The organism is Gordonia cholesterolivorans, from assembly GCF_039531975.1.
Lineage (GTDB): Bacteria > Actinomycetota > Actinomycetes > Mycobacteriales > Mycobacteriaceae > Gordonia > Gordonia sihwensis.
The window spans coordinates 57,678-74,647 of the sequence record NZ_BAAARB010000015.1; the positions used below are offsets into that span (position 1 = coordinate 57,678).

Annotated in this window: 19 protein-coding genes and 1 riboswitch; of the genes, 11 read left to right on the plus strand and 8 right to left on the minus strand. The window is 68.8% G+C overall.

Annotated features, from left to right (window positions below; all coding sequences use genetic code 11):
* Positions 1–7 precede the first annotated feature (7 nt).
* From ABFX36_RS13775 to ABFX36_RS13795, 5 genes are all read left to right on the plus strand, one after another.
* Positions 8–742 carry an ATP-binding cassette domain-containing protein gene (locus ABFX36_RS13775; RefSeq protein WP_006897981.1) on the plus strand — a complete coding sequence of 245 codons (735 nt, stop codon included), beginning with the start codon at positions 8–10 and terminating at the stop codon, positions 740–742.
* 1 nt (position 743) lies between these two features.
* Positions 744–2,624 (plus strand): YhgE/Pip domain-containing protein, encoded by a 1,881-nt coding sequence (locus ABFX36_RS13780; RefSeq protein WP_006897982.1) that lies wholly within the window; start codon positions 744–746, stop codon positions 2,622–2,624.
* A gap of 48 nt (positions 2,625–2,672) precedes the next feature.
* Positions 2,673–4,055 carry a glutamate decarboxylase gene (gad, locus tag ABFX36_RS13785; protein ID WP_006897983.1) on the plus strand — a complete coding sequence of 461 codons (1,383 nt, stop codon included), beginning with the start codon at positions 2,673–2,675 and terminating at the stop codon, positions 4,053–4,055.
* A 77-nt stretch (positions 4,056–4,132) separates the two neighbouring features.
* Positions 4,133–4,798 carry a hypothetical protein gene (locus ABFX36_RS13790; RefSeq protein ID WP_006897984.1) on the plus strand — a complete coding sequence of 222 codons (666 nt, stop codon included), beginning with the start codon at positions 4,133–4,135 and terminating at the stop codon, positions 4,796–4,798.
* On the plus strand, positions 4,795–5,793 hold the full coding sequence (locus tag ABFX36_RS13795) for a helix-turn-helix domain-containing protein (RefSeq protein WP_346076789.1): 999 nt from the start codon (positions 4,795–4,797) through the stop codon (positions 5,791–5,793). Before ABFX36_RS13790 ends, ABFX36_RS13795 begins: the two co-directional genes overlap by 4 nt.
* Here the strand turns inward: ABFX36_RS13795 and ABFX36_RS13800 are convergent.
* Entirely contained in the window at positions 5,790–6,281 is a 492-nt protein-coding gene (locus tag ABFX36_RS13800; protein WP_006897986.1) for a hypothetical protein, read from the minus strand. The genes ABFX36_RS13795 and ABFX36_RS13800 overlap by 4 nt on opposite strands.
* Before the next feature lie 302 nt (positions 6,282–6,583).
* On the opposite strand from ABFX36_RS13800, the gene ABFX36_RS13805 reads away from it, so the two are divergent.
* Complete coding sequence (locus tag ABFX36_RS13805) at positions 6,584–7,654, plus strand: helix-turn-helix domain-containing protein (RefSeq protein WP_006897987.1); 1,071 nt, start codon at positions 6,584–6,586, stop codon at positions 7,652–7,654.
* 18 nt (positions 7,655–7,672) lie between these two features.
* Here ABFX36_RS13805 and thiD read toward each other — a convergent pair whose 3' ends face one another.
* Together thiD and thiC are read right to left on the minus strand one after the other, a co-directional pair.
* Positions 7,673–8,485 (minus strand): bifunctional hydroxymethylpyrimidine kinase/phosphomethylpyrimidine kinase, encoded by an 813-nt coding sequence (gene thiD / locus ABFX36_RS13810; RefSeq protein ID WP_062366550.1) that lies wholly within the window; start codon positions 8,483–8,485, stop codon positions 7,673–7,675.
* Positions 8,486–8,532: 47 nt separating this feature from the next.
* A complete protein-coding gene (gene thiC / locus ABFX36_RS13815) occupies positions 8,533–10,224 on the minus strand; it encodes a phosphomethylpyrimidine synthase ThiC (RefSeq protein WP_082084081.1) in 1,692 nt (563 codons plus the stop codon).
* Positions 10,216–10,329, minus strand: a riboswitch (TPP riboswitch). (Overlaps the previous gene by 9 nt.)
* A 126-nt stretch (positions 10,330–10,455) precedes the next feature.
* On the opposite strand from thiC, the gene ABFX36_RS13820 reads away from it, so the two are divergent.
* On the plus strand, positions 10,456–10,806 hold the full coding sequence (locus tag ABFX36_RS13820; protein ID WP_006897990.1) for a GNAT family N-acetyltransferase: 351 nt from the start codon (positions 10,456–10,458) through the stop codon (positions 10,804–10,806).
* 28 nt (positions 10,807–10,834) lie between these two features.
* Here the strand turns inward: ABFX36_RS13820 and ABFX36_RS13825 are convergent, their stop codons facing one another.
* From ABFX36_RS13825 to ABFX36_RS13845, 5 genes are read right to left on the minus strand one after another with little or no spacing between them, the layout of a single operon-like run.
* A complete protein-coding gene (locus ABFX36_RS13825) occupies positions 10,835–11,617 on the minus strand; it encodes an exodeoxyribonuclease III (protein ID WP_045540517.1) in 783 nt (260 codons plus the stop codon).
* Positions 11,618–11,621: 4 nt separating this feature from the next.
* On the minus strand, positions 11,622–12,107 hold the full coding sequence (locus tag ABFX36_RS13830; protein WP_045540515.1) for a barstar family protein: 486 nt from the start codon (positions 12,105–12,107) through the stop codon (positions 11,622–11,624).
* Entirely contained in the window at positions 12,104–12,616 is a 513-nt protein-coding gene (locus ABFX36_RS13835; protein WP_346076793.1) for a guanyl-specific ribonuclease, read from the minus strand. The genes ABFX36_RS13830 and ABFX36_RS13835 overlap by 4 nt, the downstream gene beginning before the upstream one ends.
* A 30-nt stretch (positions 12,617–12,646) precedes the next feature.
* Positions 12,647–13,363 (minus strand): GNAT family N-acetyltransferase, cg3035/Rv0428c family, encoded by a 717-nt coding sequence (locus ABFX36_RS13840; RefSeq protein ID WP_101841518.1) that lies wholly within the window; start codon positions 13,361–13,363, stop codon positions 12,647–12,649.
* A gap of 10 nt (positions 13,364–13,373) precedes the next feature.
* Positions 13,374–13,964 (minus strand): peptide deformylase, encoded by a 591-nt coding sequence (locus tag ABFX36_RS13845; protein WP_006897995.1) that lies wholly within the window; start codon positions 13,962–13,964, stop codon positions 13,374–13,376.
* 168 nt (positions 13,965–14,132) lie between these two features.
* On the opposite strand from ABFX36_RS13845, the gene napA reads away from it, so the two are divergent.
* From napA to ABFX36_RS13865, 4 genes are all read left to right on the plus strand, one after another.
* Positions 14,133–14,489 (plus strand): nucleoid-associated protein NapA, encoded by a 357-nt coding sequence (gene napA, locus ABFX36_RS13850; protein ID WP_006897996.1) that lies wholly within the window; start codon positions 14,133–14,135, stop codon positions 14,487–14,489.
* A 57-nt stretch (positions 14,490–14,546) separates the two neighbouring features.
* On the plus strand, positions 14,547–15,068 hold the full coding sequence (locus ABFX36_RS13855; protein ID WP_006897997.1) for a LytR C-terminal domain-containing protein: 522 nt from the start codon (positions 14,547–14,549) through the stop codon (positions 15,066–15,068).
* Between the two features lie 136 nt (positions 15,069–15,204).
* Positions 15,205–15,807 carry a superoxide dismutase family protein gene (locus ABFX36_RS13860; protein WP_006897998.1) on the plus strand — a complete coding sequence of 201 codons (603 nt, stop codon included), beginning with the start codon at positions 15,205–15,207 and terminating at the stop codon, positions 15,805–15,807.
* A 25-nt stretch (positions 15,808–15,832) separates the two neighbouring features.
* A complete protein-coding gene (locus ABFX36_RS13865; protein ID WP_006898000.1) occupies positions 15,833–16,963 on the plus strand; it encodes a glutamate--cysteine ligase in 1,131 nt (376 codons plus the stop codon).
* The last annotated feature ends 7 nt before the right edge of the window (positions 16,964–16,970 follow it).

A 16,970-nucleotide genomic window follows, 5' to 3' on the forward strand; every position in this document is an offset into this window, starting at 1 on the left:
GACGGACGTGACGATCCAGTACGAGACCGCGGCGTTCGACACCGATCCGCTGCTGCACGGCATCGACCTGGGGGTCGACGCGTCGTGGGGACACATCTACGGTCCCGTCGAAGTGACGGTGCCACGCGGCGGCGTCACCGTTCTGCAGGGGTCGGGCGGCCGCGGCCGGACGGCGTTGCTGCTGACGCTGTGCGGGCGGATGCGCCCGACGAAGGGAACGCTGACGGCCTTCGGCCGCACCGACGACGCCCACCATCTGTTCAATCACTCCGCGATGGCGTTCATCGACGAGGTCGACGGCATCGAGCAGACGATTCGCGTCCGGGACGTGCTCACCGAACAGCTGCGCTGGCACGCGCCCTGGTACCGCTGGGTGAAACAGGCGCGTGAAGACGACCTGGAACGGATCTGCCGTCCGGTGTTCGGGGACGATCTGCAACTGCCGCCGCTGATGTCGTACGTCGAGGAACTGCCCGAGCTGACCGCGGCGCTCTTCCGGATCGCGGTCGCGAACATCGGGAGGTCGGAGCTGCTCGTGGTGGGCGGGGTCGACAACCTGACGCGGGTGGAGAACTCGAACCTGTTGCTCGACCGGCTCGTCGCGCTCGGGCGCGAACAGACGGTGGTGACGGCCGACGTGAACGGCGCGCCGGCGCACCGGGGACTCGTCCGAGTGGAGCGAGTCGACAATCTGACGGACCGCGAATTCGTCCGGCTCGAGCCGGCAGATCGGAACATCTGACATGCTCGCCGCCTTTTCGCCGGGAAGCGATTTCAAGCGTTACTACCGCGGGCGGATGCCACGGCTCGCGCTGGCCGTCATCATCCTGATGCCGCTGCTCTACGGTGCGCTCTACCTGTGGGCGTTCTGGAACCCGTTCAACGCCGTCGACAAGATCCCGGTGGCTCTGGTGAACCTGGACAAGGGCGCCGAAGTGATGGGGAACAAGCTCGACGCCGGCGACCAAGTGGTGCAGGGGCTCATCGACTCGAAGCAGCTCGACCTGCACGTGGTGTCCGAGGAGGAGGGCGCCCAGGGTGTCGCCGACGGCAAGTACTACTTCTCGATCACCCTGCCCGAGGACTTCAGCGCCAAGGTGGCCTCGCCGACGTCGAGCGAGCCCGGCTCGGCCGAGCTGATCTTCACCTACAACGACGCGAACAACTACCTCGCGACCATCATGGGCCAGGACGCCGCGCAGCAGGTGGTCAACAAAGTGTCGGCGCAGGTCGGTTCCCAGACCTTCGAGATCGTTCTGAACGACGCGGGGTCGATGGTCGGGAAACTGACCCAGGCGGCCGACGGGGCCAACGAGCTGAGCGCCGGACTGGTCACCGCGCACGACGGCTCGGCGAAGCTGTCGTCGGCGTTGAACGAACTCAACGACGCGATCGTCGAGGCGACCGATCCGCTGATGGCGCTCTCGGAATCGCCGGGCCGCGGAATGAGCGCGGCCGAGTTGAGCGCGGCGGCCGACCGGATGAGTCGGACGGCGGCCGGACTGAGCACGATCAGCGGCGGCGCGGCCACCGCGGAGAGCGACGCCTCGCAGGCTCTCGCCCGCGTCACCGCGCAACTGAAGGGACATCCCGACCCCGCGGTCCGCGCCGCAGGTCAGGCGCTCGAGGGCGTGCGCCGCCAGCTGGCGACTCCGCAGCGACCCGATCTGCCGAGCTCGGCTGAGCTGGCGCAGTTGAGCACCGACACCGCCGCGGTCAGCCGCGAGCTCGCCGATCCGTCGAGTCCGGTGCGCATGGCGATGACTCTTCTCGAGCCGGGCGTCATGCACGACGATCTCGTGAAGGTCCGCGCCGGATCGGCCGAACTCAGTTCCGGCGCCGACCAGCTCACCGCCGGTCTCGTCGAACTGTCCTCCGGCTCCAAGGAACTGGCGTCGGGCCTGAACCAGGGCGTCGAAGCGATACCGCACTGGTCCGCCGCGCAGAAGAAGGAACTGGCCGACACCCTCGGGCAGCCGGTCAAGCTCACCGAGAACACCGAGCACGAGGCCGCGACCTTCGGTACCGGTTTCGCACCGTTCTTCTTCTCGCTCGCGCTGTTCGTCGGCTGCATCATCGCCTGGATGCTGTTCACCCCGATCCAGGCTCGGCCGGTGGCGCAGGGACTCGACTCGCTGCGGGTGGTGCTCGCATCTTATGCGCCGACCTTCGCCGTCGGTTTCCTCCAGGCGGCGATCCTGTACGCGGTGGTCGTCTTCGCGATCGGGATGCGCCCGGCGTATCCGGTGGCCACATTCGGCTTCATGCTGCTGATCGTCGCGATGTTCCTGGCGATGATCCAGATGTTCAACGCGCTGTTCGGGCCGGCCGTCGGGCGGGTGGTCACGCTCGCGTTCCTGATGATCCAGCTGACGTCCGCGGGCGGCATCTATCCGGTGCCGACGACGACCCTCCCGTTCCAGTACATCCACTGGGTGGACCCGATGACCTACACGGTCAACGGTCTGCGCCAGCTGACGCTCGGCGGAATCGACCATCGACTGTGGATCGCGATCGCCGTGGTGGCGGGCCTGACCGCGCTGTTCATGGCAGGGTCCACATGGGCGGCACACCGCAACCGCCAATACACGATGGACCGCTTGTATCCGCCAGTCGAGGTCTGACCGGCGCCGAGTTCCCGCGCTGTACCCACCGCTGTTGAAGGAGAAGAGATGCCCAACTCGCGTTCGACCGACTCGATGATCGTCAGTCCCGTGTTCACCCGCGGGGGAGAGGCGACCGAACTGCCTCGGTTCGAGATGCCCGACGAGATGATGCTGCCGGAGACGGCGTATCAGATCGTGCACGACGAGGCGATGCTCGACGGAAACGCCCGGCTCAACCTGGCGACCTTCGTCTCGACCTACATGGACAAGGAGGCGCAACTCCTGTACATGCAGACGGTCGACAAGAACATGATCGACAAGGACGAGTACCCGGCGACGGCGGCGATCGAGGACCGCTGCTGGCGGATCCTCGGCAACCTCTGGCACAACCCCGACGTCGACCAGGCGATCGGCACCTCGACCATCGGGTCGTCGGAGGCCTGCATGCTCGGCGGCCTGGCGCTCAAACGCCGGTGGCAGGCCAAGCGCAAGGCCGCGGGTGAGTCGATCGAGAAGCCGAACCTGGTGATGTCGACAGCGGTGCAGGTGTGCTGGGAGAAGTTCTGCAATTACTTCGAGGTGGAGCCTCGCTGGGTGCCGATCACCGAGGAGCATCTGTTCCTCGACGGCTATGAACTCGAGAAGTACGTCGACGAGAACACGATCGGCGTGGTGGCGATCATGGGCCAGACGTACACGGGCGCGTACGAGCCGGTGAAGGAGATCTCCGCCAAGCTCGACCAGATCCAGAAGGACACCGGCCTCGACGTGCACATCCACGTCGACGGTGCCTCGGGTGCGATGATCGCGCCGTTCTGCCAGCCGGATCTGGAGTGGGACTTCCGCGTCGACCGTGTCGCATCGGTCAGCACCTCCGGCCACAAGTTCGGTCTGGTGTATCCGGGCGTGGGCTGGATCGTCTGGCGCGACGCCGAGGCGCTCCCGGAGAGCATGATCTTCCACTGCAGTTACCTGGGGGGAGACATGCCGACGCTCGCGCTGAACTTCTCGCGGCCGGGCGCCCAGGTGCTGCTGCAGTACTACCAGTTCCTGCGGCTGGGGCGGGCGGGCTATGCCGCCGTCCAGCAGGGTTCGCTCGACGTGGCGCAGTACCTGTCGTCGGCGATCGCGGAGATGGGCCCGTTCGAGTTGATCAGCAAGGGCGACACCATCCCGGTGTTCGCGTGGCGGCTCACGAAGGACGCGAACCCGAACTGGAACCTGTACGACCTTCAGGACCGGCTTCGGATGAAGGGCTGGCAGGTGCCCGCCTACCCGCTGGCCGACGATCTCGCCGACATGACGGTGCAACGGATCGTGGTGCGGGCCGGGCTCAGTCACGATCTCGCCGACAAGTTGCTCGACGATCTGCGCGCGGAGGTCGACTTCCTCGAGAAGCTCGACGCGCCGATGCCGCGTGAGGGCAACAACTCGCACTTCCACCACTAGACGTCCGTGGTCCGCTGCTCGTCTCCTCAATGTGGGAGGCGAGCGGCGGGGAGTCGCTCAGGAGACACGTACCGTCCATGACCAATCGCAACGCCACCACGGCGCTGACGAGCCGGATCCTGACACCCTCGGTGGTTCATCAGTGCATCGGCTTCATGATCGGCTCTGCGCTGTTCGCGATCGGCTCGGCTCCCGGTTTCGGGAACTGGGCCGGCGCGTCCGTCGTGAACATCTGCTATTTCGCCGGCTCCTGGTTCTTCACCGGTGCGGCGTTCATCCAACTGGTGCTCAGCGGCAGTCCCACCGTCCCCGTCTCGTATGCGCCGGGGGTGATGGTTCGCGCCGAGTGGTTCGCGGCGGCGACGCAGTTCTTCGGCACACTGCTGTTCAACGTCAGCACCGGCGGGGCGCTCATGACGCACACCATCCGCGGCGAGAAGCATCTCGTCTGGACTCCGGACGCGGCCGGCTCGGTGGCGTTCCTGGTGAGCGGGTTCTTCGTCCTCGTCGCCTTCTCCCACGCCACGGGACGGATGTGGGCGCCCGGTGACCGGAACTGGTGGTCGGGCCAGATCAACTTCATCGGGTGCGTGGCATTCGGCGTCTCCGCCGTCGCCTCCTACATCACGGTCGGCGGCATCACCGTCGATGCCGTGGCCGCCAACGTGGGCACCTTCGTCGGCGCGATCTGCTTCTTCCTGGCCTCGGCCGTCGTCCTCCCACGGGCATCGGCGGCACGATGACTGCCCGGCCCGCCCCGGACGAGATCAGGGACTGGAGCCGGTCGGTCGGCGTGTGCGACGACGATCCGCCGCTCGTTCTCGGCGGGCGGCAGGGACTGGCGGCCTACCGGGACATGGTGGGCGCCGACCGGCTCGCGAGCGCTGACCCGGAGACTTTCGGCGCAGCGATCCACCAGCGCAGGCTGTCGGTGGTGACGGCCACACGGGCGCTGCGCACACCGCTGACGTGGCACGCGGAGGTTTCCGAACCCCCACCGGACGGCGACTTCCTGTTGATCGCGATGCCCGACGCCGCGGGATCGTCCGGCGACCACGTCGTGGTCGTGACCGGCGGCTCGCCGGAACCGCCGTCGTCCGGTGACCTGGCGGACGTGGCCGCGCTGCGGATCCCGGCCGACGAACTGGGAGTCGGGGCGAGGACGCTCGCCACGGCCGGTGTACTCATTCCCGACACCCTGTTGGCGGCGGTCGCGGCGCGCAGTGTCCGCGGGTTCGTCTCATCGGTCATCGCGCGCGATGTGCGGACGCCGACCCTGGCCGCCGAGATCGCGATGATCGACATGCTCTCCGCTGTGGTCGCCGAGACGGGCTGCCGGACCGGTGACGTGTCCGGCACCACCGCCTACGTCCGGGAGCAGACTCACGAACTCATCGAGCGGCACTTCCGCGATCCGTCGCTGTCACCGGCGGTGTTGGCCGGGCGCCTTCACCTGTCCCGGCGCCAGTTCTACCGCCACTTCGAGGACTGCGACCGGAGCGTCGCCGAGATGATCGCCGACCGGCGACTGCAGGCCGCGCGGGTGCTGCTGATATCGAACCCGGCGGCGTCGATCGCCTCGGTGGCACGAGCGTGCGGGTTCGCGTCGCTGGGCGCCTTCCGCTTCCGGTTCCGCCGCGCCTACGGTCTGGGCCCCAATGAGTTCCGTGATCGGCTGGCGCAGTCGAGGGCGGGAGGGGCGCCCGCGTCCGCGGAGACCTCGCGTCCGGTGGGCTAACCCGACTTCGCAGGCGGGGCGACGGTTTCGGTCACCGTCTTGGTGTCGGTCTCGGTCCGGGTCCTGGTGACCGTGTCGGTCACGGTGCGCGTGGCCGTGGCGTTCGACGTCGCTGTCTCGGTCGCGGTCTCGGTCACGGTGTCGGTCGCGGTGCGCGTGGCGGCGCTGCCGGTGGTCGTCGAGATCACCGTGGTGGTGTCGACGACGGTCTCGGTGACCGGAGCCTGGCTGTCGGACGATCGGCTCTGGCCGACGAGGAAGAAGCTGACGATGACGAGAGCGGCGGCGAGGCACGCGACCGCGGTGATGATCCGCCAACGCCGGACGGCCGCGGTCTCCGCGGCGGCGGCCGTCACGGGTTCCGGAGGGCCGGTCGGCGGGCCGTACCCCGCGGGCTGGTTGCTGTAGGCGGTCTGTCCCGCGGACGCCGGGTACTGCGGCTCGCTCGACGGGGGTGTCGTGGGGCCGTCGTTCGGCGGCTGGGTCACGGGCGCTCCTAGGACGAGACGATGCGGGCCGCGGCGGGTCGTCGCGCCGCGGTCTCCCAGAACAGTACCGCGCCGGGTATGCCGCGATGCCGGCCTGCTAGCAGTTACCCCCAGGTAGTGACAGTTGCGACGCAAGTTTGCCGATCGGACCCGCCCGATGTGACCCGAATATCACCTTGGCGCTTTTGGTGATTCGCTCGACACTGATAATTGGGTGTGCAAGTATGTCAGATGAGAAAGCAAGGCTCCCTCCCAAAGCCAGGCCCATCTCGCCATGTCCCCCATGCGTAGAAGGTCTCCTCATGCCCCATAGTGCAACCCTGCCCAAGACAAGTCTGTCCAATACGCGCGCTTCGTTCCCTCAGGCGGCACGTCCCGGACTGGCGACCCGGCTCACTCCGCGCACCGTCGCCGAATGGGAAGCGCGGCTCGGCGTCGGCAGTGTCCCGACGCGCCCGCGTCCGGACCGGTTCACCGGCCATTCCGGCACCACCGCCTACAGCCCGACGGTCGACGTCCGCATCGCGGAACCGGAGACCTTTCATGCGATGCGCTTCGCACAGAGTCTGTCGTCGATCGTGACCTACTGCGCACTGCAGCCCGCGATGACGATGGAGCGCACGGCGGAGCGGGTGCGGAACGAGCCGTCGGACTCTCTGGTGGTCAGTGTCAGCGGTATGCGCGGACAGTCACTCATCCGGCAGAACGGCCGGGAGTTCGTCTACGGCCCCGGCGACCTGGTGTTCGTCAGCAACGCGACCCCGTACAGCCTGGTGACCAACGCCGTGGCCGACCCGTCCGGACTGCTCATCCCGTTCAATCGGCTCGGCAAGCACCGCCACATCGCCGAGCGGCTGCAGCGTCCCATCGCGGCCAACACCCCGCTGGCCCGCGCGGCCGCGGTCTTCGTCCGCCGATTCGCCGCCGAGACCTCGGCGCTCAATGCGGGGCAGGCGACGGGCACCGTCTCGGAGCAGGCCGCCGTCGATCTGATCGTCGCCGCGCTGTCGGAACTCGACGGTTCTCCGACCGGCACCGAGGACAACGCCCTGTTCGTCCAGGAGGCCGCTCGCGACCTCATCGACCGCCACCACCGCGATCCCAGCTTCTCCCCGGACGCGATCGCCGAGCGGCTGCACCTCTCGCGCCGCCAGCTGTACCGCTACTTCGAGAACTGCGACACCTCGCTCGCGAGCCGGATCGCCGATCGCCGGCTGCAGACCGCCCACGAGATGCTCATGCAGAACGCGGGCGCCTCGATCAGCACCATCGCGCTCTCATCGGGCTTCCCGACGGTCGCGACCTTCCGGAACCGGTTCAAGCAGCGCTACGGCGTCGGACCGGTGGAGTATCGCCACCGCGTGCGCGGATAGCGGCGGGGCCGGCACCGGTCACGGCGGGGAGTCGGCCGCCGGATCGAGCCGCCACAGCGGGTTCACCGGGCCGTGGCCGGCGCCGAGCGGATAGGCGGCGGCCAGGCCGCGGGTGACCCACCGCTTCGCGAAGGCCACGGCGTCGGGCACGCGGTAGCCGTGGCCCAGCGCGCCGGTGATCGCCGCGGCCAGGGTGTCGCCCGCACCGTGGTCGTGCGGGGTGTCGATGCGTCTGCCCGGGAACTCCAGGAACTCTCGGCCGTCGTACAGGATGTCGGGGCTGTGTTCGCTGCCCCGCAGGTGGCCGCCCTTCACCAGGGCCCACCGGGCGCCCGTCTCGCGCAGTGCCGCGGCGGCCGCCCGTTGGCTCGCACCGTCCACGACGTCGATCCCGGTCAGTAGGCGCACCTCGTCCAGGTTCGGCGTGACGACCGTGGCGAGCGGCATCAACCGCTCGGTGAGCGCACCGAGGGCGTCGGACGCCAGCAGGGGATCGCCGTGCATCGACGCGCAGACGGGATCGACCACCAGCGGCACTCCCGTGTCACCGCCGATGCCGAGCTGCGTCGCGGCCTCGGCGATCGCCGTGATGATCGGATCGGAGGCCAGCATCCCCGTCTTGACCGCACAGACGCCGATGTCGGGAACCACCGAGTGCATCTGCGCCGCGACCACCGCCGGATCGATCTCCTGGATTCCGGTGACCCCGGTGGAGTTCTGCACGGTCACCGCGGTGACCGCGACGCAGGCGTGCAGGCCGAGCATCGCGAAGGTGCGCATATCGGCCTGAATGCCCGCGCCGCCGCCGGAATCGGAGCCGGCCACGGTCATCACCCGGACCGGGGTGACGCCGGGGCCGGCCTGCGGAAGCCGCAGGGTCACGGCGCGGCGGCCTCGGAGATCGGCAGGTACACCTGGTTTCCCGCCGCCGCGAACTCGGCCGATTTGGCCGCCATGTCCTGTGCCAGCCGCGCGTCGATGTCCTCCTGCGTGACGAGCCCGTTCTCCTGTGCATAGGTGCGGACGTCGGCCGAGATCCGCATGGAGCAGAACTTGGGGCCGCACATGGAGCAGAAGTGCGCGGTCTTCGCCGGCTCGGCGGGCATCGTCTCATCGTGGTACTCGCGTGCCGTGTCGGGATCGAGCGCGAGGTTGAACTGATCGGTCCAGCGGAACTCGAAGCGCGCCTTGCTGAGGGCGTCGTCGCGTTCCTGGGCGCGCGGATGACCCTTGGCGAGGTCGGCCGAGTGTGCCGCGATCTTGTAGGTGATGACGCCGACCTTCACGTCGTCCCGGTTCGGCAGCCCCAGGTGCTCCTTCGGCGTCACGTAGCAGAGCATCGCCGTGCCGGCCTGCGCGATCATCGCGGCGCCGATCGCGGAGGTGATGTGGTCGTAGGCCGGCGCGATGTCGGTGGCGAGCGGGCCGAGCGTGTAGAACGGGGCCTCCTCACACAGCTCTTCCTCGAGCCGGACGTTCTCGGCGATCTTGTGCATCGGGACGTGCCCGGGGCCCTCGATCATCACCTGTACGCCGTGGCTCTTGGCGATCTTCGTCAGCTCGCCCAGGGTCCGCAGTTCGGCGAACTGCGCCTCGTCGTTCGCATCGGCGATGGACCCGGGGCGCAGGCCGTCGCCGAGCGAGAAGGTGATGTCGTACCGCGCGAAGATCTCGCACAGCTCGTCGAAGTGCGTGTACAGGAACGACTCAGTGTGGTGGGCCAGACACCATGCGGCCATGATGGAGCCGCCGCGCGAGACGATGCCGGTCACCCGCTTGGCGGTCAGCGGGACGTAACGCAGGAGCACGCCGGCGTGCACGGTCATGTAGTCGACGCCCTGTTCGGCCTGTTCGATGACGGTGTCGCGGTAGATCTCCCAGGTCAGGCGCGTGGGATCGCCGTTCACCTTCTCGAGCGCCTGGTAGATCGGCACGGTTCCGACCGGGACGGGGGAGTTGCGCAGGATCCATTCGCGAGTGAGGTGGATGTCCTTGCCGGTCGAGAGATCCATGATGGTGTCGGCGCCCCACCGGGTGGCCCAGACCATCTTCTCCACCTCTTCGGCGATGGACGAGGTGACGGCAGAGTTGCCGATGTTCGCGTTCACCTTCACCGCGAAGGCCTTGCCGATGATCATCGGCTCCGACTCGGGGTGGCGGTGATTGACCGGAATCACCGCGCGTCCGGCGGCCACTTCGCTGCGGACCAGCTCGGCGTCGACGCCCTCGCGCGCGGCGATGTATCTCATCTCCGGCGTCACGATCCCGGCGCGTGCCCAGGCCAGCTGGGTGGCCGCGTCGTGCCCGCCCACGGGCACCGGTGCCGGCCGTTCCCAGGAGTCGCGCGTCTTCGCCAGCCCCTTCTCGAGGTCGATGGTCGCCGACGAGTCGGTGTACGGACCGGAGGTGTCGTAGAGGTCGAGGTGCTCGCCGTTCGTCAGATGCACTCGACGCTGGGGAACGGCCATGCCGTCGACGTCGAGGTAGACCTTGCTGCTGCCCTCGATGGGGCCGCAGGTCACCTCGGCGGTGGCGTCGTCACGTGTGGTTCCAGGCATGGATGTGCCCATGATGATCCTCCCTACGCCGGCATTATCCGGACAGGTTCAGGCGGTCGACGACCGCCTGTCGCCATCTCAGCCCCCGGTTCCGTGGGAGCCCCCGCGTGTGAAGTTGTGCGGTGCCCACCATACTCACGTCGTCCGGTCGCGTCGCATCGTGATGCAGATGTGACAGATGTGACTTGCGTCTCCCCGTCGAACGAACGTAATCTTGTGACGCTGGTCACAGGAGGTCAACGAATGCATCGCAAAGTCCGTCACTCGCATCCGCCGCAGTCGGCGCGCTCGCTGCTGCACCAGATCTCCGAGGTCTCCCACAATCCGGAGCGGGAGCGCTTCGAGTTGCGGGTGGGCGGCGACCTGGTCGGCGTGCTCGGCTATCGCATCGACGACGGTCCCGACGGCGAGGTGGTGACGATCCTCCACACGGTCCTCTACGACGAGTACAGCGGCCACGGGCTGGCCACTCGGCTCACCGGCGGCGCCATGCAGTACATGCGCGACAACCAGCTCAAGGTGCGGCCGCTGTGCACCTTCACCAAGCACTTCCTCGACGCCCATCCCGGCATGGTGGCGATGGCCTCCGCCTGAGGCGGACCGACCGGCGCACCCGCCGGGATCAGCTCAGGTCGAACACGAGGGGGGCGTGATCGCTGGCGCCCTCCGCGGCGCGGGCGTCGCGGTCGATGAAGGCGTCGTGGATACGGTCGTCCAAGGCGGGGGAGCAGAGCGCGAAGTCGATGCGCATGCCCTCGTTGCGGGCGAAGCGCCCGGCCTGGTAGTCCCAGAAGGTGTAGGTCCCCGGACCGGGGGTGAAGGGGGCCGCGCTGTCGACGAATCCGCCTTCGACGAAGCGGCGGAAGGCGGCGCGCTCCTCGTCGGAGGTGTGCGTGCGGGACGCGAAGTACTCGGGGTCCCACACGTCCTCGTCGGTCGGCGCCACATTCCAGTCTCCGGCGAGAGCGACCTGGGCGGCGGGATCGTGCGACAGTTCCAGCGATGTGACATCGGCGAGGGCGCTGAGCCAGTCGAGTTTGTACTGGAAGTGATCGTGTCCCGGCTCGCGCCCGTTGGGGGCGTACAGGCTCCAGACGCGCACGCCACCGCAGGTCGCCGAGATGGCTCGCGCCTCCCGTTCACCGGCGTAGAGCGGCTGCCCGTCGAATCCGATGTGGATGTCGTGCACCCCGATCCGGGACGCGATCGCGACGCCGTTGTATCCGCTCGACCCGTGGAACGCGACGTCGTAGCCGTGGGCCAGAAAACTCATCACCGGGAACTGATCGTCGGTGCACTTGGTCTCCTGCATCGCGAGCACATCGATCGCATGCCGATTCATCCATGCCACGACCTGCTCGGATCGGGCGCGGATCGAGTTCACGTTCCACGTCGCCAGGCGCATGGCGTCAATCCTGCCGCAACCGCATCAGGGGCGCACCGGCACCCTCCCATCGGCCTGCGACGGCGGCCGCGTCGTCGGCGGACGTGAGCAGGACGAGTCCGAAGCGGCGGCCCGATCGGCGCAGCCGCTCCCGCCAGTGCGCGGGGGAGGTGGCGAACCACTCGAAGTCGCCTTCCGGAGCGTCGGCCAGGAGTCGGCCGGCATCGGAGACGACGGTCAGCAATGCCGTCGCCCGAGCGCCGGTGGGGGTCCGCAGACCGGTGGGGAGGTCGCCCATGCAGTCGTCGAACGCGTCTTTGTTGTGCCCGAAGTGGCCGGGGAAGTCCCATGCGGCGGCGAAGAGGTCGTACAGTCCGTCCAACGTGCGCATCCGGTCGCCCGGCAACCGCCGGACCGCTGCGCCGGTGCGGTAAGTGGTGACGTCGCCGATCGCGAGCGCTGTCGCCGGGCCCTCGCCGGCGAGGAATTCGGTCAGGGAAGCGGTGGTCACGCCGACGGCCCCCGGATCTGGACGAAGGTCCGATAGTGGTCGAGGGTGTACCAGGCGGACCCGTCGCTGCCGGTCACGATGCGTTCGGCGTCACGTCCGCGTCCCGGCTTCTTGGGGTTGACGTCCCATTCCTTGTAGACGATGCGCCGCCCGTCTGCGGACTTGACCGGCAGCTTGCGCTCGTTGTTCCGGAAGGTGTCGCCGCCGTGGGTGCCCGGGGCGTTCGCCGCCTCCGGCCACCGGCCCGAATCGATCTCGTTCAGCGTCTTGGTGACCCGGGTGGGAGCGTCGCCGCCCCTCGCCTCGACCGTCGCCGGGCCGGGCGCCGCCGTGGACGTGCCGAGGAGCGGGCCGGCGGCCGTGGACGTCGGTGCGGACGACGCGTCGTCGGGGCCGTCGCGGCCGTCGATCCACCACGTGAACGCCGCGATGGCGAGCAGCGCGATGACGGCGAGCGCCGAAGCGATGATTCGTCGCCTGGTCAGGTCGGGGTCGGTGGAGTTCGGCATCGCCGTCCACCGTAATTCATCGCGCCGCCGCTACAGAGCCAGCAGGCGGCACGTGTGGTGCAGTTCGAAGTCCAGTGCTCGCCACGCCGCGCGGGCCGAGTCGTCGGACGCCGCCACCGTCACCGCGACCACCCCGTCGGCGATCGGCGCCCAGTCGCCGGGCGGGGTGGGGCCCGTCGGCTCGGGGCCGATCAGCACCTCGTAATCGGCCGAACTCGCGATCGCCGCACCCAGCGAGGCGACGCGCATCAGCCGGTCGGCGACGATCACGCGGCGCGGCAGCCCCCGGCCGTCGAGCCAGCGCAGCGCCGCGGGCAGACCGGCCGCGGTGGAGCCGAAGTCGACCGGTGCCGCGGCTCCCGACCGCAGAGAGTCGCCGGCGCCGTTGACGAGCCAACCGTCGGTCTCGGTTCGCTCGGCGGCCGGTGCGGCGCGCATCAGCGCTCGCTCCACGCCGCGGATCTCGGAGTTGCGCACCACCCGTCGCGAGAGCAGTCGCACCGACGTGATCGCATCGGTGCGGATGCGGTGGCGGACGCCGTCGCGCTCGACGACGATCGCCTCGCCGGTCCGCTCCCGGAGCAGCCCGGTGATGTCCGACAGGCTGGGGGAGCGATCGGTCGGGGGATTGGGTGAGGCCCGCCAATCGGCGGGCGCGTCGGCGCCGAGCCGGTACCGGACCACCACTCGATCGCCGACCGCGGGCTGCGGTCCGCGAGAGACGGGCGACGGGTCCGGCGACGGCACGGCGGGCGGGTCAGTCGTCGTGGCCGAACGGATCGGTGACGGTGCCCGGCAGCCAGGTGAGGCCGGGCACGCCCCAGCCGTTGCGCTTGATCGCCTTCTTGGCCGCCCGCGCGTTGCGCCCGATCAGCACGTCGACGTACAGGAATCCGTCGAGGTGTCCGGTCTCGTGCTGCAGCATCCGGGCGAAGAATCCGGTGCCCTCGATCTCGACGCGGTCGCCGTTGCGGTCGGTGCCGACCACCTTGGCCCAGTCGGCCCGCCCCGTCGGAAAGCCCTCACCGGGCACCGAGAGACAGCCTTCGTCGTTGTCGTCGGGATCGGGCATCGTCTCGGGGATCTCGGAGGTCTCCAGGATCGGATTGATCACCTCGCCGCGCCGGCGCGCGCCGGCATCGGGGCAGTCGTAGACGAACATCCGGAGCGGCCGGCCCACTTGATTCGCCGCGAGTCCGACGCCGTTGGCGGCGTCCATGGTCTCGTACATGTCGTCGAGCAGAGCGACGATCTCGGCCGAGGGCTTCGAGTCGGCGTCGAGCTCGACCGGGGTGGTCGGCTGGTGCAGCACGGGTTCGCCGATGATGCAGATCGGGAGAATTGCCATGACAGAGCAGTCTACTGCGCGAGAGGTCCGGTTTCGCTGCGGTGCGTCGGCACGGACGGCGGCCGCGATCGTGGTTAGATGTTCGACGGAACCACACTGATGTCATTCGTGCGCCGAGGCGGCGTGCGAGCCGGTGTGAATGCACGGTCCAGCTGTTTGAGGAGCGAGATGAACGGCGCAACGGCGAGTAGCCCGCAGGGCGACGACCCCTCGGCGATCGACGGAGCCCGCGACCAGGCTGCGAACCTCGACCCCCACGAGGTGGGTCCCGACGGACTGACCCGGCGTGAGCGGGAGATCCTGAACTTCGAGCGGCAGTGGTGGAAGTACGCGGGATCCAAGGAAGACGCGATCAAGGAACTGTTCAACCTGTCCGCGACCCGCTACTACCAGGTGCTGGGGGCACTGGTGGACCGCCCGGAGGCGCTCGCCGCCGATCCGATGCTGGTGAAGCGTCTGCGTCGGCTCCGCGCCTCGCGCCAGAAGGCCCGCGCGGCACGACGGCTCGGGTTCGAGATCACCTGACGCGGGCACGGCCTGCGCACGGGCTGCGCGGGTGGCCGGTGGGTTAGAGTTGCCGTGATGAATGCTGAGCGAGAGAACAACCGACTTCCGCTGCGTGCGGGTGCCATGCTGCTGTTGGCGATCGCGGTCGTCTGCCTCGGCCTCGGCATCCATCAGTTGACGACCAGCGGTGAAGATCCCGACGCCGGCCTCAAGGCCGCCGGGCAGAGCGCACAGGCCGCCGCCGAGTCGGAGAAGCAGCAGGAGCAGGCGACGTCGAGCAAGTCTCCGTCCAGCAGCACCGCGCCCGCCGCGGACACCGAAGGCGTGCCCGAACTGTGCGTCCTCAATGCCGGCAACGTGACCGGTCTGGCCGGTTCGGTCAGCAAGGAGCTCACGGCCGCCGGATTCAAGGTCGGTGAGACGGCGAACCTGAGTACGTCCAGCGTCAGCGAGAACACCATCTTCTACTCCCCCGAGCAGGAGGAGGCCGCCAAGAAGGTGGCCGCGGCCGTGCCGGGCGGTGCCGCCCTGAACCCCCGGCCGACGGCTTTCACGCGTTGCCCGGAGGGCCTGCCGGTCGTGGTGGTGAGCCGGTAGCACGCGGACCGGACGCACCCGTCATAATCATTGGCGAACAGTAAACATCAGCGAACACGGCAACAGCCCCAACGTGCACGCGAAGCGGATGGAGATCCGCCCAGCCGACCACAGCGCCGACGACTAAGGAGCACACATGACCGTCCGTAGCACCAATCGCGCTTCGACCGTCCGGGTCATGGCGGCCGTGGCCGCCGCGGGCGGCGCGGCCCTGGCACTCTCGGCCTGCACCCCGAACGAGCAGCCGAGTGACGTGCCCGGCACCACCCCCGCGGTCGTTACCGGCGACCAGGTGGCTCCCGGCGACGTCGTGAACGCCGACGGCATCCCGGCGAGCGCGCAGTCCGCGTCGACCACCCTGGTCAACAAGGACGGCAACCGCGTGGGCTTCGTCAGCTTCTCGCAGGAGGGCGAGGCCGTGAAGGTGTCGATGCGGGTGGCCGGTGTGAAGCCGGGCGAGCACGGCATCCACATCCACACGGTCGGCAAGTGCGAGCCCGCGACCGGGTTCTCCACCGCCGGCGGTCACTTCCAGGCCGACGGTCACACCGGCAAGCCGGAGTCGGGCGATCTGGCCACGCTGAACGTCCTCAAGGACGGCACCGCCAGCGCCAGCACCACCACCGACGCGTTCACCGTCCAGGACATCCGCGGCAAGGCCGTCATCCTTCACGATCTCGCCGACGGCGGCTCCGAGGCCCCGCGCCTGGCCTGCGGCGTGATCTCGCAGACCAGCTAGCGCCGACCCGAGGCAAGGAGCCGCGGTGACCACTCCGGCGGCGATCCCGTTCCACGGGTCGCCGAAGCCGACGCTCGGGGTCGAGTGGGAACTCGCCCTGGTCGACAAGTCGAGTCGCGACCTGTCGAACGCCGCAGACCGGCTCTTCGAGCTCGTCGACGCGCGTGCCGGCGATCAACGCGACAAGATCCATCGCGAACTGCTGCGCAACACGGTGGAATTGGTCACCGGCATCTGCACCACCGTCGGCGAGGCCATGGACGATCTCGGCGGGTCGCTCGACGTGGTGCGCGGGCTGTGCGACGAGATCGGCATCGATCTGTACGGCGCGGGCACCCACCCCTTCGCGGAGTGGTCCGCCCAGCAACTCACCGAAGGCCACCGATACGCCGAGTTGATCGAGCGGACGCAGTGGTGGGGCAGGCAGATGCTGATCTGGGGCGTGCACGTGCACGTGGGCATCGACAGCCGCGACAAGGTGCTGCCGATCCTGTCGTCGCTGCTGAAGTTCTATCCGCATCTGCTCGCGCTGTCCGCGTCGTCGCCGATGTGGGCCGGACGCTCAACGGGGTATGCGAGCAACCGCGCGATGATGTTCCAGCAGTTGCCGACGGCGGGGCTGCCGTTCCAATTCGAGTCGTGGTCGGAGTTCGAGGGCTTCGCGCAGGACCAGAAGACCACCGGGATCATCGACCACCTCAACGAGATCCGCTGGGACATCCGGCCGTCGCCCCATCTGGGAACCATCGAGGTGCGGGTCTGCGACGGAGTGTCGAACCGGCGTGAACTCGCGGCGATCGTCGCCCTGACCCATTGCTTGATCGTCGACCTCGACCGGCGCCTGTCGGCGGGACAGACGCTGCCGCAGATGGCTCCGTGGCTGGTGCAGGAGAACAAGTGGCGCGCCGCCCGCTACGGGCTCGATGCGATCATCATCCAAGACGCCGAATGCTCGGAGCGCCTCGTGACCGAGGACCTCGCCGAACTGCTGGTGCGTCTGGAACCGGTGGCGGCGTCGCTGGGCTGCCTCGAGGAACTGGGTACGGTCGCCGACATCATCGCCGGCGGCGCCAGCTACCAGCGGCAGCGCCGGGTCCTCTCCGAGACCGGCGACATGCGCAAGGTGGTCGACTCGGTGGTCGCCGAACTCGGTTAGCGGACGC

Coding starts and splice junctions, on each gene's coding strand:
- ABFX36_RS13780 (WP_006897982.1), top strand. CDS start 744: ATGCTCGCCGCCTTTTCGCCGGGAAGCGATTTCAAGCGTTACTACCGC.
- ABFX36_RS13805 (WP_006897987.1), top strand. CDS start 6,584: ATGCCCCATAGTGCAACCCTGCCCAAGACAAGTCTGTCCAATACGCGC.
- ABFX36_RS13825 (WP_045540517.1), bottom strand. CDS start 11,617: ATGCGCCTGGCGACGTGGAACGTGAACTCGATCCGCGCCCGATCCGAG.
- napA (WP_006897996.1), top strand. CDS start 14,133: ATGAACGGCGCAACGGCGAGTAGCCCGCAGGGCGACGACCCCTCGGCG.
- ABFX36_RS13795 (WP_346076789.1), top strand. CDS start 4,795: ATGACTGCCCGGCCCGCCCCGGACGAGATCAGGGACTGGAGCCGGTCG.
- thiC (WP_082084081.1), bottom strand. CDS start 10,224: ATGGGCACATCCATGCCTGGAACCACACGTGACGACGCCACCGCCGAG.
- ABFX36_RS13860 (WP_006897998.1), top strand. CDS start 15,205: ATGACCGTCCGTAGCACCAATCGCGCTTCGACCGTCCGGGTCATGGCG.
- ABFX36_RS13820 (WP_006897990.1), top strand. CDS start 10,456: ATGCATCGCAAAGTCCGTCACTCGCATCCGCCGCAGTCGGCGCGCTCG.
- ABFX36_RS13855 (WP_006897997.1), top strand. CDS start 14,547: ATGAATGCTGAGCGAGAGAACAACCGACTTCCGCTGCGTGCGGGTGCC.
- gad (WP_006897983.1), top strand. CDS start 2,673: ATGCCCAACTCGCGTTCGACCGACTCGATGATCGTCAGTCCCGTGTTC.
- ABFX36_RS13790 (WP_006897984.1), top strand. CDS start 4,133: ATGACCAATCGCAACGCCACCACGGCGCTGACGAGCCGGATCCTGACA.
- thiD (WP_062366550.1), bottom strand. CDS start 8,485: ATGACCGTGGCCGGCTCCGATTCCGGCGGCGGCGCGGGCATTCAGGCC.
- ABFX36_RS13835 (WP_346076793.1), bottom strand. CDS start 12,616: ATGCCGAACTCCACCGACCCCGACCTGACCAGGCGACGAATCATCGCT.
- ABFX36_RS13845 (WP_006897995.1), bottom strand. CDS start 13,964: ATGGCAATTCTCCCGATCTGCATCATCGGCGAACCCGTGCTGCACCAG.